13 protein-coding genes are annotated in these 13,426 nt (G+C 70.0%); 1 reads left to right on the top strand and 12 read right to left on the bottom strand.

Going from position 1 to position 13,426, the window contains the following annotated elements; all coding sequences use genetic code 11:
- Positions 1 to 57 precede the first annotated feature (57 nt).
- From AC07PF_RS14435 to AC07PF_RS14390, 10 genes are all read right to left on the bottom strand, one after another.
- Complete coding sequence (locus AC07PF_RS14435; RefSeq protein WP_494612340.1) at positions 58 to 402, bottom strand: hypothetical protein; 345 nt, start codon at positions 400 to 402, stop codon at positions 58 to 60.
- Between the two features lie 127 nt (positions 403 to 529).
- The gene (locus AC07PF_RS14430; RefSeq protein WP_494612339.1) at positions 530 to 1,072 is read right to left on the bottom strand and encodes a 2'-5' RNA ligase family protein; all 543 of its coding nucleotides are present in this window, start codon (positions 1,070 to 1,072) and stop codon (positions 530 to 532) included.
- 136 nt (positions 1,073 to 1,208) lie between these two features.
- Positions 1,209 to 2,105: a LysR substrate-binding domain-containing protein gene (locus AC07PF_RS14425; RefSeq protein ID WP_494612338.1), complete on the bottom strand. Its 897-nt coding sequence runs from the start codon at positions 2,103 to 2,105 to the stop codon at positions 1,209 to 1,211.
- Between the two features lie 92 nt (positions 2,106 to 2,197).
- Positions 2,198 to 2,542 (bottom strand): c-type cytochrome, encoded by a 345-nt coding sequence (locus tag AC07PF_RS14420; RefSeq protein WP_494612337.1) that lies wholly within the window; start codon positions 2,540 to 2,542, stop codon positions 2,198 to 2,200.
- 23 nt (positions 2,543 to 2,565) lie between these two features.
- Entirely contained in the window at positions 2,566 to 4,800 is a 2,235-nt protein-coding gene (locus tag AC07PF_RS14415; protein WP_494612336.1) for a xanthine dehydrogenase family protein molybdopterin-binding subunit, read from the bottom strand.
- On the bottom strand, positions 4,797 to 5,273 hold the full coding sequence (locus tag AC07PF_RS14410; RefSeq protein WP_494609989.1) for a (2Fe-2S)-binding protein: 477 nt from the start codon (positions 5,271 to 5,273) through the stop codon (positions 4,797 to 4,799). The genes AC07PF_RS14415 and AC07PF_RS14410 overlap by 4 nt, the downstream gene beginning before the upstream one ends.
- A 3-nt stretch (positions 5,274 to 5,276) precedes the next feature.
- Positions 5,277 to 5,657 (bottom strand): RidA family protein, encoded by a 381-nt coding sequence (locus AC07PF_RS14405; protein WP_007860153.1) that lies wholly within the window; start codon positions 5,655 to 5,657, stop codon positions 5,277 to 5,279.
- 128 nt (positions 5,658 to 5,785) lie between these two features.
- Positions 5,786 to 6,793, bottom strand: a complete 1,008-nt coding sequence (locus AC07PF_RS14400; RefSeq protein ID WP_007860155.1) for a helix-turn-helix transcriptional regulator — start codon at positions 6,791 to 6,793, stop codon at positions 5,786 to 5,788.
- Between the two features lie 10 nt (positions 6,794 to 6,803).
- A complete protein-coding gene (locus AC07PF_RS14395; protein WP_494612335.1) occupies positions 6,804 to 8,933 on the bottom strand; it encodes a xanthine dehydrogenase family protein molybdopterin-binding subunit in 2,130 nt (709 codons plus the stop codon).
- Complete coding sequence (locus AC07PF_RS14390; RefSeq protein ID WP_494612334.1) at positions 8,930 to 9,403, bottom strand: (2Fe-2S)-binding protein; 474 nt, start codon at positions 9,401 to 9,403, stop codon at positions 8,930 to 8,932. Before AC07PF_RS14390 ends, AC07PF_RS14395 begins: the two co-directional genes overlap by 4 nt.
- 1,071 nt (positions 9,404 to 10,474) lie before the next feature.
- Between AC07PF_RS14390 and AC07PF_RS14385 the strand changes: the two genes are divergently transcribed.
- Positions 10,475 to 11,140 (top strand): lysophospholipid acyltransferase family protein, encoded by a 666-nt coding sequence (locus AC07PF_RS14385; RefSeq protein ID WP_494612333.1) that lies wholly within the window; start codon positions 10,475 to 10,477, stop codon positions 11,138 to 11,140.
- Between the two features lie 17 nt (positions 11,141 to 11,157).
- On the opposite strand, the gene AC07PF_RS14380 is transcribed toward AC07PF_RS14385, so the two are convergent.
- On the bottom strand, positions 11,158 to 12,354 hold the full coding sequence (locus AC07PF_RS14380; RefSeq protein ID WP_494612332.1) for a M20 aminoacylase family protein: 1,197 nt from the start codon (positions 12,352 to 12,354) through the stop codon (positions 11,158 to 11,160).
- A 5-nt stretch (positions 12,355 to 12,359) separates the two neighbouring features.
- The gene (locus AC07PF_RS14375) at positions 12,360 to 13,343 is read right to left on the bottom strand and encodes a Bug family tripartite tricarboxylate transporter substrate binding protein (RefSeq protein ID WP_494612331.1); all 984 of its coding nucleotides are present in this window, start codon (positions 13,341 to 13,343) and stop codon (positions 12,360 to 12,362) included.
- Between the last annotated feature and the right edge of the window lie 83 nt (positions 13,344 to 13,426).

The following is a 13,426-nucleotide window of genomic DNA, read 5'->3' as shown; positions in this document are numbered from 1 at the left end:
GACGGGCCGGTGCCAAGGCACCAGCGGCAACAACGGGGGTGGAGGGGAGCGGGGGGCTCAGGCGTGGCGCGGCGGATCGCGCGCGGCGAACGGCCAGCGGTCCGGGGCGGCGATGAAGCACGACCGTGGCCCGGGGGGCTGCGTGGCGGCCGGTTCAGCGCACGGTGGCACCGGCGGTGCGGCCGAGGCCAGCGCATGTGCCTGCTGTGCCTGGGCCAGGCACCAGGCGCATGCGCCGTGGCCATGCTCCGCATGCTCGGGCGTAGGCGGCCCGGTGTCCGGCGCCTGCACGGCGCTGGCAGCCACCTGCAGGTGCTTGCCCGCGGCAAGGTGCAGGGGAACGCCAATGGCCGTGTTGAAGAACACGGCCAGCAGCAGGAGGCGCAGGAGTAACGGGTGCATGGGAGACGACTGGGGTGCCATCATACAGATGAGAACGAATTCTCAATTGGAAAAACCTTGCGGCATCCGGCCGTGCCGGCGGGGCGCCTGGTCTGCACCCGGGTGGGTGCCCTTTGCGCTGGCAGGGCTACGCGGGCGTTGCCAGCAGGTGCTCGCCCACGGTGCGCAGCTGGCTGCCCTGCAGCAGGCCTACAGTCAGCGAGCGCAGCTGGCCGGCGATATCGATACCGCCCTGGTTGAGCCGGTCGCAAAGGGCCTTGGCGGCCGCCATATCCCGGGTCGAAGCGACCGTGATATGGGGCACGTAAGGAATCTCCAGCCGCAGGTGGGGGGCCAGCACGCCGGTGTAGAGCCGGTCGTGCAGCCAGGCAATGGCGCTGTGGCCTTCGTCAGGTACCAGGAACACATGCGCTATTCCATCCGGGCCGCCGGCGTGCAGCATGGCGTGGCGGCAATGGAAGCGGATGGCCGGCGTGTGCCGGGCAATGGCTGCCACATGGGCCAGGTAGTCCGCCTGGGGCACGGCCGTGCAGCCGAACACCAGCGTGAAGTGCGGCGCCACCACGTCCACCTGCGGATCATGCTGGCGCCGAAGGCCGTCGATGAATGCCTGGGCAGATGCGTCCACCTGGGGGCAGGCGATGGTGTAGAGCGGGTGCGGAGCGTGCATGCGGAGGGGGGGCCGGTAGGAGGCACCATCCTACCGGCTTGGGTTGCCCCGGGGAGACCCTGCAGATCCAGCCCCAGCACCGCGCTCCTGGCGTGCAACACGCACGGCGGGATGGTCTTCTGCGCTGCTGCATCGGTCAAGAGGCCACGGGGCTGCGGAACGACGCCGTTTGATCCATCAGCCATTCGGCCAGTGCACGGGCCGCTGGGTTGCGTGCGCTGCGCTGGGTCTGGATCAGGTGGTAGCCAGCAGCCAGCGGCGCGTGCCGGGGCCAGGCCTCCACCAGGCGCCCTTCACGCAGGTCGTGCTCGATCAGGCAGGCATGGCCGATCGCAATGCCCAGGCCGGCCTGCGCGGCCGTCAATGTGGTCTCGGTGTCCTGCAGTTTCATGTGGCGGGCGCTGGCCAGGCCCTCCCCGTGGCAGGCGGCCAGCCACTGGGGCCATTTGCTGCTGCGCAGGGAGTCGTGCAGCCACGCAAAGCGCTCCAGGTCCGAGATCTGCCGCAGCGGGGTACCACCCAGAAGGCTGGGCGATGCCACGGGAACCAGACTGTCGTGCATCAGCAGCCGTGCGCCGGGCCAGGCGCCATCTCCGTAGTGGATTCCGAGGTCAAAGCGTTCCTTGCGGAAGTCGGCGTCCCAGATGGATGTGGCCAGCTCGATCTCGACGTCGATGCGGGCCAGGTGCAGCCGTGTCAATCGGGGCACCAGCCAGCGCGCCGCAAAGGAGGGCATGGCCAGTATCTTCACCGTGGGCGGCGCACCGGATGCCCTGGCCACCCGCAGCGCCCCCTGCTCGAGCTCGTCGAGCGCACGGGTCACGGTTTCCAGATAGAGTTCTCCCGCCGCCGTCAGCTGGATGTGGCGGTGGCCCCGCAGCACCAGGGTCTGCCGCAGGTGCTTCTCGAGTGAGGCGATATGCCGGCTGACGGCCGACTGGGCGCACCTCAGGTCATCGGCGGCAGCGGTGAAACTGCCGCAGCGCGCAACTGCGCGAAAAGCCTGCAAGGCGGCTATGGAAATATCACTCATGGACAAGGCCGCATGCGATGGACGGTGGACGCTGTGGAGGCGCCCCATGCTAGCCCAACGGGGCTCCGTGGTGTGCCTGTACGGGCGAATCCTCAGCGCTGTTCCAGAATCCATTGCGCAAGCGCCTTGGCCTCCTGGGCCTGGACCAGGGGCTGCGACGGCATGGGCACAGGGCCCCAGGCTCCGCTGCTGCCCTGGGTGATCCTGGTGGCCAGGAGCTCTGCGGCACCGGGCTGGCCCTGGTGGCGGCCTGCTATCTCGCGAAACGACGGGCCGACGAGTTTCCTGTCGACGCTGTGGCAGACCATGCAGTTCTTGCTGTTGGCCAGCGCCTGGTTGGCAAGCGCGGGGCCGTGCGCGACCAGTAGTGCGAGACCTGCTGTGGCGAGAAGTCGGGTAATGGCGCGCCGGCCGTTGCCGGAGTAGGGTGCGGACATGGATTTCCGGGTTCTGTTGGGTTTCAAGCGGGGCTGACACGCACAGGCAGGCTGCGTGCCCGCTGCCCCGTCGCCGCAAAGACGGCGTTGGCCACGGCGGCCATCACCACGGAGGTGCCGGGTTCACCGATACCGCCGGGCGCTTCCCGGCTTGGCAGGATGTGCACTTCGACCTTCGGGGCCTCGGACAGTCGCAGCAACCGGTAGTCGTGGAAATTGCTCTGCGCAACCCGGCCCGCCTCGATGGTGATCTCGCCCCACAACGCAGCGGTGACGCCGAACTGGATGCCGCCGTCCACCTGCGCCTGCACCGTGTCCGGGTTGACAACCATGCCGCAGTCCACGGCGCACACCACCCGGTCCACGCGGACCTCGCCGGCGGCGTTCACCGTCACCTCTGCCACCTGGGCCAGGTGGCTGCCGAACGCAGACAGCGCGGCGACGCCGCGGCCCCTGCGGGAACCATCGGTGGCGGCCGGCTTGATCGGCGATGTCCAGCCGGCCTTTTGTGCTGCCAGTTCCAGCACGGCCCGCGCACGCGAGCCCTGGGGCAGCAGGGCGAGCCGGTATTGCACAGGGTCCTGTTTCGCCAGGGCCGCCAGCTCATCGACGAAGCTCTCCACGACGAAACAGTTGTGCGTCGGGCCCACGCCGCGCCACCAGCCGGTGGTCAGGCCGGGCATCGGCTCGTGGCGCACGTAGTCGAGCCGTGCGGCAGGCCAGGCGTACGGGCCCAGGCCCGCCTCCACGGCATCGCTGTCCAGACCGTTGCGGACAGCGCCCGGTGCCACGCGGGCCAGGATGGACGAGCCGACCACCCGGTGCGTGATGGACGTGGGGTGGCCCTGGGCGTCCAGCGACGCGCTGAACCGGTCGGCATACATGGGGCGCAGGATGTCGTGCTGGATGTCTTCCTCCCGCGACCAGATGAACTGCACGGGTCCTTTGACGTTGCGGGCCAGGGCGACGGACTGCTCCACGTAGTCGGCCTCGAGCCGGCGGCCAAAGCCACCGCCGATCAGGTGGTTGTGGATGCGGATCTTTTCTGGCGGCAGGCCCGACCCGCGCGCTGCGGCATCCCGGGCCCGCGTTGGGGCCTGCGTGCCCACCCACACGTCGCAGCCGTCGGCCTTCAGGTCCACGGTGCAGTTGACGGGCTCCATGGCCGCGTGCGCCAGGAAGGGCGAATGGTAGACCGCCTCATGCTGCGCCACGGCGTTTTGGATGGCCGCCGCGATGTCGCCGTCTGAGCGCGCCACCGCGGCGTCCTGCCGGCTGAAGCCCCGCTCCAGGTCCTTCTGGAGTTGCGCGGTCGTTACCGCGGCCCCGCCCGCCTCGTTCCATTCGATCTTCAGGGCTGCAAGCCCCTGTTTGGCGGCCCACGAGTGGTCGGCCACCACCGCCACGGCGTTGCCGATGCTCACCACCTGGCGCACACCGGGCAGGGCCAGCGCGGGCTGCTCGTCCACCCTTGCCAGCGTGCCCCCGAACACCGGGCATGCCGCCACCGCCGCAAAGCGCATGCCTGGCAGGCGCACGTCGATGCCGTACACCACCGAGCCGTTGACCTTGCCGGCCACGTCCAGCCGCGGTACCGGTTGGCCGATGAGCCGGAAGGACGCTGGCGGCTTGAGCACCACCTGCTGCGGCAGCGGCAGGCCCGCCGCGCGCTGCGTGAGCTGGCCGTAGCGCAACTGGCGGCCGGTGGCCGGGTGGCGCACGGTGCCGGCATGTGCCATGCATTCTGCCGCTGGCACCCCCCACTCCTGCGCGGCGGCGCTGACGAGCATCATGCGTGCCGTTGCGCCGGCGGTGCGCATGGGTTCCCAGGCGCCCATGATGGAGTTCGAGCCACCGGTGATCTGTGCGCCACCCGCCCGGGGGTTGCCGTAGCGCGCCGCGTCGGGCGGGGCATGGGCCAGCTCGACGCTGGCCAGCGGGACTTCCAGCTCTTCGGCGATGAGCATGGCCAGTGCGGTGTAGATGCCCTGGCCCATCTCGACACGGGCCATGGTCAGGGTGATGGTGTCATCGGTGCCGATCCGGATGAAGGCGTTGGGCTCGAACGACGATGGCCCTGGTGCGGCATGCGCCAGCGGGCCCAGGCCCTCGCGCACGGCGACGCCGATCGCCAAGGCGCTGCCCGCTGCCAGGAACACCCGGCGCGATAGCTTGGGCGCGGGGGCATCGGTGTCTGCCTGGCCGTGGTCCACGGCAACGCCGTGCGATTGCCTGGTGGGAAACAGTGCGCTGATCATGCCTTGACCCCTGCCTTGGCGTCTGTACCCGCCGCGCGATGGATGGCCACGCGGATGCGCGAGTAGGTGCCGCAGCGGCAGATGTTGCCGGACATCGCTGCGTCGATCTCTTCGTCGTTGGGCTTTGGTGTCTGGTTCAGCAGTGCGCAGGCCGACATGATCTGCCCCGACTGGCAGTATCCGCACTGGACCACGGCCTCATCGAGCCACGCCTTCTGCACCTTGCGGCCCGTGGGCGTGTCGCCGATCGCCTCGATGGTGGTGACCCGCTTGCCCGCTGCTGCAGACACCGGCGTCTGGCAGGAGCGCACAGCCACGCCATCGAGGTGCACCGTGCAGGCGCCGCACAGCGCCAGGCCGCAACCAAACTTGGTGCCGGTGAGGCCCACCACGTCCCGCAGGGCCCACAGCAAGGGCATGTCCTGCGGCAGGTCCAGTTCCACGGGGCGGCCATTGAGTTCGAATGTCTGCATGGCTCACTCCACCGCGATGGCGTCGACTTCGATCAACCAGTCCGGGTGCACCAGGCCTACCTGAACCACCGACATCGCCACCTTGTGCACACCCAGGTACCTTTGGCGGATCTCGGCGCCCAGGCGCCAGTCGTCGTGGTTCGCCAGCCAGATGGTCAGCTTGGCCAGGTTCCTGCGACCCATGCCTGCCGCCGCCAGGGTGGCATCGATGTTGGCCCACACCCGGTTGGCCTGGGCTTCGAAGGTCTTGGCCAGGCTGCCGTCCGGCTCCAGGCCCATGGTGCCGCTGATGAACAGCAGGCGCTTGGCTGCGGTCGCCTCGATGGCCTGGGCATAGGGCCCGATGGGGGCGTAGATGTCCGGTGGTGTATGCGCTATCAACATGGCGTCATGGCTTTTCGCTTTGGGAATACGGCCTATTAGAGGAGGAAAAATCCCCGCCAGCGATGCCTGTTGCTTATCTCATGCCATCCACTTTTCGCATGGGTGGGTTGGTACGGGTCGGGTGGCTGCTATACCGCTCCAAACGCTTGCCGGTAGCGTGCCGGCGTCATGCCCACCTGGCGCGCGAACTCGCGCGTGAAGTGGGGCTGGTCGGCAAAGCCGCAGGCAAAACCGATCTCGGCGATGCCATGGGGCGTGTCCAGCAGCCACTGCGCGGCGGCCCGGGTGCGGGCCTCGGTGGCGATGCTGCGGCAGCTCAGGCCGTGCGCGGCCAGGTGGCGTTGCAGGGTGCGGCTGGCCTGGCCCTGCGACCGGGCCAGTGCGTGCACCGGGTGCTCGCCCGCCGGATCGTGCAGCACACGGCGCGCGATCTGGTGCGCCAGCGGCGGCCAGGGCAGGGCGTCGCACAGCGCGGCCTGCGGGTTCGCGCCTGCCGGGGTGGGTGGCACATGGCTCTCGGCGGCGGGTTGCCAGTGCAAGGTCCAGTGGCTGGCCTGGCCCCGGGCCATGGCGATGGCCAACAGGGCCGCCTGTTCGGGGCCGGCGGCCAGCGGCAGTGCGGGGCTGCCATCGCCCAGGCCCAGCTGGACGGCCAGGCCTGCGGTGCCCAATGCCTCGCAACTGCCCAGCAGCACACCCAGCACAGCCAGGCTCTCGGGCGGCAGCGGTGCACCCCCTTTGCCGGGGCGTGCATGGTGGTGCAGGCCGATGCGGCCCGGGTCCTGCGACAGAAGGCTCACCTGGTGGCCCGAATGCACGTAGCGCTCCAGCCGCTGCCAGCGGGCCAGCAGGCCGGGGATGTCGCCCGCGCCGAGCAGGGCCCGGTGCACGGGGTCGCCCTGCAGCCAGTGCACCTGGCGCGCCAGGTTCAGCAGCAGCGCCGGGCCGCCTTGCGCCAGCACGGCCTGCACCACGCTGCGCTTGCAGTCCAGCGGCACATGGCTGCCGGCCAGGGCGGCGGGCGCGGGCAGGCCGGCCGGCAGCGCCAGGCCCTGCGCGGCCATGGCGCGCACCAGCAGGCGGACCATGGCGGCGCTGGCGAAATCGTTGTGCTCGTCGTCCTGCATGCCGGGCATTGTGAAGGCCTCAGCCCTTCAACGCCTGCAAGACGTCGGTGCTGCGCACCGGAAAGCGCGTGAAGCGGTGGCCCGTGGCGTCGCGCAGCGCGTTGGCAATGGCGCCCGCGCCGGCCACCATGGCGGTCTCGCCCGCGCCGGTGGGCGGTGCGCCGCTCTCGACCAAATGCACATGCAGCGGCGGTACATCGCCCATGCGCGGCAGCGCATAGTCGGCAAAGGTGGCGGCGGCCACGCGCGATGCGGCCACCGGCATCTCCTCGTGCAGCACCATGCCCAGGCACCAGACCAGGTTGCCCTCGGTCTGGGCGCGCACGCCGTCGGGCTGCAGGACCAGGCCGCAGTCGTGGGCGCACCAGATCGCCGTCACGCGCACCTGGCCGCTGGCGCGGTCCACCGCCACGTCGGCCACGGCGGCGGCATAGCTCACGCCCTTGTAGATACCGCCCGCGATACCGCGCCCGCGCAAGGTGGTGGCGTCGCTGGTGGGGCGGTTTTTCCAATGCGCCTCGCGCGCCACGCGCTCGAAGGCGGCGGCCAGGCGCTTGTCTGTGGTGTGGGCCAGGCGCCAGGCCAGCGGGTCGGCGCGGGCCTGGCGCGCGCATTCGTCCATGGCGCTTTCCACCACCAGGGTGTTGGGGCCCGCGCCCAGGCCGCGCCAGGGGCCGGTGTGCACCGGCAGGCGCTGGGCCGTGAACTCGGTGCGCTGCTGCGGCACGGCATAGGCCAGCTGCGAGCCGCGTGCCACGCCGCTGTCGCCCGCGAAGTCGGCCAGGGCCTGCATCCACGGCGGCATGGCCGCGGGGGTGAAGAGGATGTGGCTGCTGGCGAACGCATGCCACCAGTGCGTGACACGGCCCTGGCGCACGCGCGCCCGCACCCGGTGGCTCGACGGCGGGCGCTGGAAGCCCTGGGCAAACTCCTGCGCGCGGCTCCAGTGCACCTTGACAGGCGCACCCACGGCCTGGGCGAGCACGGCCGCCTCGAGCTCCACCGTGCACAGCGTGCGCCCGCCAAAGCCGCCGCCCACGCGGCAGGCCTGCACCTCGATGCGCTCGGCATCGAGCGCCAGATGGCGCGCCAGCACGTCGCGCACATAGAACAGGTCCTGCGTGCCGGCCCAGACGCGCAGCACGGGTTCGTTCTTCTGTGCCTGGGGGCTCCAGGCCGCGGTGGCGCTGCGCGGCTCGATGGGCGCGTGCGCTGCCAGGGGGATGTCCATGCGCAGGTCGATGCTCCAGGCCTCGCCCTCGGGCATGGTGTCGCCGCGCGGCACCTGGCGCAGGGCGCCCCGCGCCAGGTGCCGGTCGATGTCGATGCGTGTGGCAATGGCTTCTGCCTCGAAGCCACCGCCTTCATCGACCTGCCACTGCACGGCCAGCGCGGCCTCGATGCGGTCCAGCGCCGACGGGCTGCGCGCCACGATGCCCACGCCCAGGCTGTTCATCTGCAGCAGCAGCGGGCTGCGCACCACGGCGATGCAGGCCGGGTCGGCGCGCGCTGCGGCCTCGTCCATCGCGCCGGGGCGTGCGTCCAGCTCGGCCGACACCGGCGCGCGCAGCACGCGGCCATAGAGCATGCCGGGCAGGCGCGTGTCGCCTGCGAACAGCGGCTGGCCGGTGACGATGGCGTGCAGTTGCCCGGGCGCTGCCTGCTGCTCCATGGGCCGTGCCGCCAGCGCCTGGAAGCTGCGCAGCGCGCTGGCCGGCAGCGGCTGGGCTGGCAGGGTGCTGTTGCCTGCCGCAGTGGCAACGCCGCTGGCCAGTGCCTCGCGCAGGGTGGCGCAGGCTTGGGCCAGGGGCAGGGCAAAGTCCTGCACGCTGGCGCTGCCCACGGTGGCGCGCACGCGCGCGATGTCGCCGGTGCCGGGCAGGCGCAGTTGCACGGCCTGGGGCGCCACGCCCAGCTCGGCCGCGGCCAGGGCCTGCAGCGCGGTGCTGATCTGCTGGCCCATCTCGGTGCAGGGCATCCACAGGGTGTAGCGGCCATCGGCATCGTGGCGTATCCAGCCCTGGGCGTTTTCGGTGGTCGGGGTGGGGCGCTTGGGGATCACGGGCACTAGCGAGCAGCCGGCGCTGAAGACCACGGTGATGCTGGCCAGCCCCGCGCCGGCCAGCAGGTGGCGGCGCTTCATCATCATGCTGGCGCTCCCCCGCTTTGGTGGGCTGCCTGGTGGATGGCGGCCCGTATGCGCCACTGTGTGCCGCAGCGGCACAGGTGGCCGGCCATGGCCGCGTCGATCTGCGCGTCATCGGGCCGGGGCGTGGCGCGCAGCAGCGCCACGGCACCCATGATCTGGCCGCTCTGGCAGTAGCCGCACTGGGGTACCTTGTGCGCCACCCAGGCCTGCTGCACGGGGTGCAGTTTGCCGTCTGCACTGGCCAGGCCTTCGATGGTGGTGATGGAGCGGCCTTGCAGGGCTTCTACCGTGAGCAGGCAGGCGCGCGCGGCCTCGCCATCCACGAGCACCGTGCAGGCGCCGCACAGGCCTACGCCGCAGCCGAAGCGGGTGCCGACGAGGCCGGCGGTTTCGCGCAGGATCCATAGGAGGGGTTCTTGTCCCCAGCCAGTGGGGACTGGGTGGGTTTGTCCGTTGATGGTGAGGTGCATGGTTTGGCTCCGGTGTTTGGCTGTGCGTGTGGGCGCAGTTTCTTGTGGGCGATGTGGTGGTGTCTTGAAGAAATGCGCCAGTTGTTGTTGTTGTTGTTGGTTGTGGTAGCTGCTGTTGTTGGATTGCGGGCGGGGGCCGGGATGTGCGCCCGGCGGCGCAGTAACTTTCTCTTGAGTCGCCAAGAGAAAGTCACCAAAGAGAAGGCGACCCCCAGTCTGCGTCCCCCGTACGCCCTGACGGGCGAACGGGGGCAGCCTGCGATGCTCGGATCTGGGGTGGTGCCGCAGAACTCGCTGCGTTCTGCGAACTCCGCTCAAACAGCTGCGGCAAGCTAGTTCACGAAGTGCGTGTGTCCTGCGGCACACGCACCCACCCCAGCTCCTGCGCTTCTCGGCGCAGCCAGCAGGGGTGGGGAGCGGGGACAAAGACGGCTGCTGCTTCGCAGCTGCGCCTTGGGTCGGTTCGCGCTGTGCGCTGCCGACATGGGGGGCGCGGTGGCTCTGCCCAGGCCGAGCGCAGCGACGGCACAACGGGCCGAGCGAAGCAATGGCCCGTGTTGGTCTCCACCCCCTTCTGACCGTGCCGAGAAGCGCAGAAGCTGGGGTGGCGCGTGTGCCGAAGGACACACGCGCTTCGTCATCTGACTCGCCGCAGATGTCTGAGCGGAGTTCGAAGAACGCAGCGAGTTCCGAGGCGCACCCCAGCTTCGAGCATCGCAGGCTGCCCCCTCGTACGCAGTGCGAGGGGGACACGGGCAGCGGGGTCGCCTTTTCTTTGCCTTCTTTCTTTTGGCGACGCAAAAGAAAGAAGGTGCGCCGCCGGGCGCATATCCCGGCCTCCGCCCTCAATCAAAGCACACCACCAAAACAGCAACCCCGCCGATGGATAGAGGCAGCAATCCCTGGGCGCGGTAAGGGGCTGCACCCGCTCCGCGCCACATTGCGTTGCACTTGGCACGGGCCGTTAAGGGATTCTGGCGGGGTGGACTGTCACACGGGCTTATCATTCTGGTGGCAGGTGGTCCGCAAACCGCCGCCGCCCATGCGCCTTCCCGACCGCCGCCCTTGTTGATGACCAACGCCACACCCTCTTCCTCTTCTTCGTCTTCCACCGCCTCTGCATCCCCTGCGCTGCAAAAGCCCAACCTCTTCGTTCGCATCCTGCGGGTCATGATGTCCCGGGTGGCCCGGGTCACGGTGACGGGCGCTGAGCACCTGGATACCCCGGGCGGCAAGATCGTGGTCTGCAACCATGTGGGCTGGTCGGACCCGTTGTGGGTGGGCTATGCCGCGCTGCCGCGCAAGCTGCACCAGATGGCCAAGAAGGAGCTGTTCGAGACCAGGCTGGGCGCCTGGTTCGTGGGCTCGGGCGGTGGCTTTCCGGTGGACCGGGGCAGCCCCTCGACGGCCACCATCCGCCACGTGGTCTCGCTGGTCAACCAAGGCCAGCTGGTGCTGATCTTCCCGGGCGGCACGCGCAATGCCGAGAACCCCGAGGCCAAGCGCGGAGCGGCCACCATTGCGCTGCGCGCCAAGGGGCAGATCGTGCCCGCGCACTACGACGGGCCGGGTGAGATCCGTGCCAGCCACTTCTTCACCCGCCCGCGCATCCGCATCACCTTCGGGCCGCCCATCGTGCTGCCGCCCGACGCCACGGCGAACAAGGAGTCGGCGCTGGCGCTGACGGTGGCCATGGACGAGGCCATGAAACGCGTGGCGGAGCAGGGCCTCGCCTGAGGCGCGGCGCTGCTGGTTCAGGCCAGAAAGCGTTCGGCCAGCCGGCTCCAGAAGGCGGCCCCCACCGGCAGGTTGCCGTCGTGGAAGTCGTACCTGGGGTTGTGCAGCCCGCGCCCGCCCTCCGATGGCCCGTTGCCGATGCGCACCAACGCGCCGGGGCAGGCCTGCAGCATGTAGGCGAAATCTTCGCTGCCCATCATGCGCGTGAAGTCGCGCTCCACCCGCTCGCTGCCCACCAGTTCGGTGGCCACTTCGCCGGCCAGGGCCACGGCGGCGGCATCGTTCTCCAGCACGGGGTAGCCTTCGATATAGCGGATCTCGGCCTTCGCGCCATAGCCTTCGGCCGTAGCGTGCACCAGGGCGGTGATGCGTTCCTTGAGCAGGGCGCGCACGGCGGCGCTGAAGGAGCGCACGCTGACGCCGATCTCGGCCTCGCCCGGGATCACGTTGAGGGCATCGCCCGAGCGCAGGCGGCCCACGGTGACCACGGCCGATTCATTCGGGTCCACGTTGCGCGAGACCACGGTCTGCAGCGCCATCACCGTGGCGGCGGCCGCCACCAGCGGGTCCACCGCCAGGTGCGGCCGCGCGGCATGGCCGCCCACGCCGGTGATGGTGATGAACACCCGGTCCCCGGCCGCCAGAAAGGCGCCGGGCCGCATGAGGAAGTGGCCCTGCGGTGCGCCCGGGTGGTTGTGCATGGCGAACACCATGTCGCAGGGAAAACGCTCGAACAGCCCATCGGCCACCATGGCCTTGGCGCCGCTGTCGAAGCCGCGCTCCTCCGCTGGCTGGAAGACCAGGTTCAAGGTGCCGGAAAAGCGCCGCGTGGCCGCCAGGTGCCGCGCTGCGCCCAGCAGCATGGCGGTGTGGCCGTCGTGCCCGCAGGCGTGCATGCAGCCGGGCACGCTGCTGGCATAGGGCAGGCCGGTCTCCTCCTGGATCGGCAGGGCGTCCATGTCGGCGCGCAGGCCCAGGCGCCGGCGGCCGCTGCCCACGCGCAGCTGTGCCACCAGGCCTGTCTGGCCGATGCCGCGCGTGACCTCGTAGCCCCATTGCTGCAGCTTGCCGGCCACGAAATCGGCCGTGCCGTGCTCGGCAAAGGCCAGTTCCGGGTACTGGTGGATGTGGCGGCGCCAGCCGGCCAGCTCGTCGTGCTGGGGGGCCAGGTCGTCGATGCGGGTGAGTGCGGGCAGCAGGTTCGTCGTCGTCATCATCATCAATTGGAGTCCAGCTCGATCTTGTTGTCCCGGGCGATGCGCTGGTAGAAGGCGATGCGCTCCACGATCTCCTTGCGGTAGGCGCCCGGGGTGATGTCCTGGGGCACCATCATGCCCTTGTCCACCCACACGGCCTGGTTGGCCGGGTCGGTCACGATCTTGCGCGTGGCCGCGTAGAGCTTCTGCACGATGGCATCGGGCGTGCCCGCAGGCGCGGCCAGGCCGTTCCACGAGGTGAGGTTCAGGTCGGGCAGCTTGAGCTCGGCAAAGGTCGGCACGTCGGGCAGTTGCGGCACGCGCGCGGGTGCGGCCACCGCCAGGGCGCGCAGCTTGCCGTTCAGGATGTTGGACAGGTTGGACGAGAGGTTGTTCCACGTCAGCTGGATCTGGCCGCTGAGCAGGTCGTTGAGCGCCACGCCCGCGCCGCGGTAGGGGATGTGGGTCATGGGGAATTTGGCCTGGTTCTTGAGCAGCTCCATGCTCAGGTGCGACACCGAGCCCGTGCCCGCGCTGGCGTAGTTGAGCGCCGTGGGGTTGGCGCGCGCGTACTTCACCAGCTCGTCGAAGCTCCTGATCGGCAGGCCCGCATGGATCACCAGCACATTGGCCAGGCGGCTGATGAGGGTGATGGGCGCGAAGTCCTTGACCGCGTCGTAGGGCAGCTTGGGGTTCATCGCAGGGTTGACCACGTGGGTGCTCTGCGAGGTCACGATCAGCGTGTAGCCGTCGGGTGCGGCCTTGGCCACATAGGCCGAGCCGATGGCGCCGCCCGCGCCGCCGCGGTTGTCGACCACCACCGGCTGGCCCAGGCTGCGCGCCAGCCGGTCGGCGATGAGCCGGCCCGAGACATCGACCGAGCCGCCGGGCGTGAAGGGCACCACCAGGCTGATGGGCCGTGTGGGGTAGGGCGCATCGGCCGCGAAGGATGGCAGTGCCAGGCCGGCGGCGGTGGAGGTGAGGAACTGGCGGCGGTCGATGGTCATGGTGGTGGCGGATGGTGAAAGGTGGTGGGGGGTGGGGTAGGAATGGGCGAATGCTAGGCATTGCCTGCCCGCGCATCAAACGA

Source organism: Acidovorax sp. GW821-FHT10A04 (assembly GCF_059415825.1).
The sequence above is the reverse complement of the archived record's forward strand: the minus strand, read 5'-3'. Positions and strand labels throughout refer to the sequence as shown.

What these genes read in the sequence shown, in the direction of transcription:
- AC07PF_RS14435 (WP_494612340.1), bottom strand. Translation starts at nt 402, where the DNA reads ATGCACCCGTTACTCCTGCGCCTCCTGCTGCTGGCCGTGTTCTTCAAC.
- AC07PF_RS14430 (WP_494612339.1), bottom strand. Translation starts at nt 1,072, where the DNA reads ATGCACGCTCCGCACCCGCTCTACACCATCGCCTGCCCCCAGGTGGAC.
- AC07PF_RS14425 (WP_494612338.1), bottom strand. Translation starts at nt 2,105, where the DNA reads ATGAGTGATATTTCCATAGCCGCCTTGCAGGCTTTTCGCGCAGTTGCG.
- AC07PF_RS14420 (WP_494612337.1), bottom strand. Translation starts at nt 2,542, where the DNA reads ATGTCCGCACCCTACTCCGGCAACGGCCGGCGCGCCATTACCCGACTT.
- AC07PF_RS14415 (WP_494612336.1), bottom strand. Translation starts at nt 4,800, where the DNA reads ATGATCAGCGCACTGTTTCCCACCAGGCAATCGCACGGCGTTGCCGTG.
- AC07PF_RS14410 (WP_494609989.1), bottom strand. Translation starts at nt 5,273, where the DNA reads ATGCAGACATTCGAACTCAATGGCCGCCCCGTGGAACTGGACCTGCCG.
- AC07PF_RS14405 (WP_007860153.1), bottom strand. Translation starts at nt 5,657, where the DNA reads ATGTTGATAGCGCATACACCACCGGACATCTACGCCCCCATCGGGCCC.
- AC07PF_RS14400 (WP_007860155.1), bottom strand. Translation starts at nt 6,793, where the DNA reads ATGCCCGGCATGCAGGACGACGAGCACAACGATTTCGCCAGCGCCGCC.
- AC07PF_RS14395 (WP_494612335.1), bottom strand. Translation starts at nt 8,933, where the DNA reads ATGATGATGAAGCGCCGCCACCTGCTGGCCGGCGCGGGGCTGGCCAGC.
- AC07PF_RS14390 (WP_494612334.1), bottom strand. Translation starts at nt 9,403, where the DNA reads ATGCACCTCACCATCAACGGACAAACCCACCCAGTCCCCACTGGCTGG.
- AC07PF_RS14385 (WP_494612333.1), top strand. Translation starts at nt 10,475, where the DNA reads ATGACCAACGCCACACCCTCTTCCTCTTCTTCGTCTTCCACCGCCTCT.
- AC07PF_RS14380 (WP_494612332.1), bottom strand. Translation starts at nt 12,354, where the DNA reads ATGACGACGACGAACCTGCTGCCCGCACTCACCCGCATCGACGACCTG.
- AC07PF_RS14375 (WP_494612331.1), bottom strand. Translation starts at nt 13,343, where the DNA reads ATGACCATCGACCGCCGCCAGTTCCTCACCTCCACCGCCGCCGGCCTG.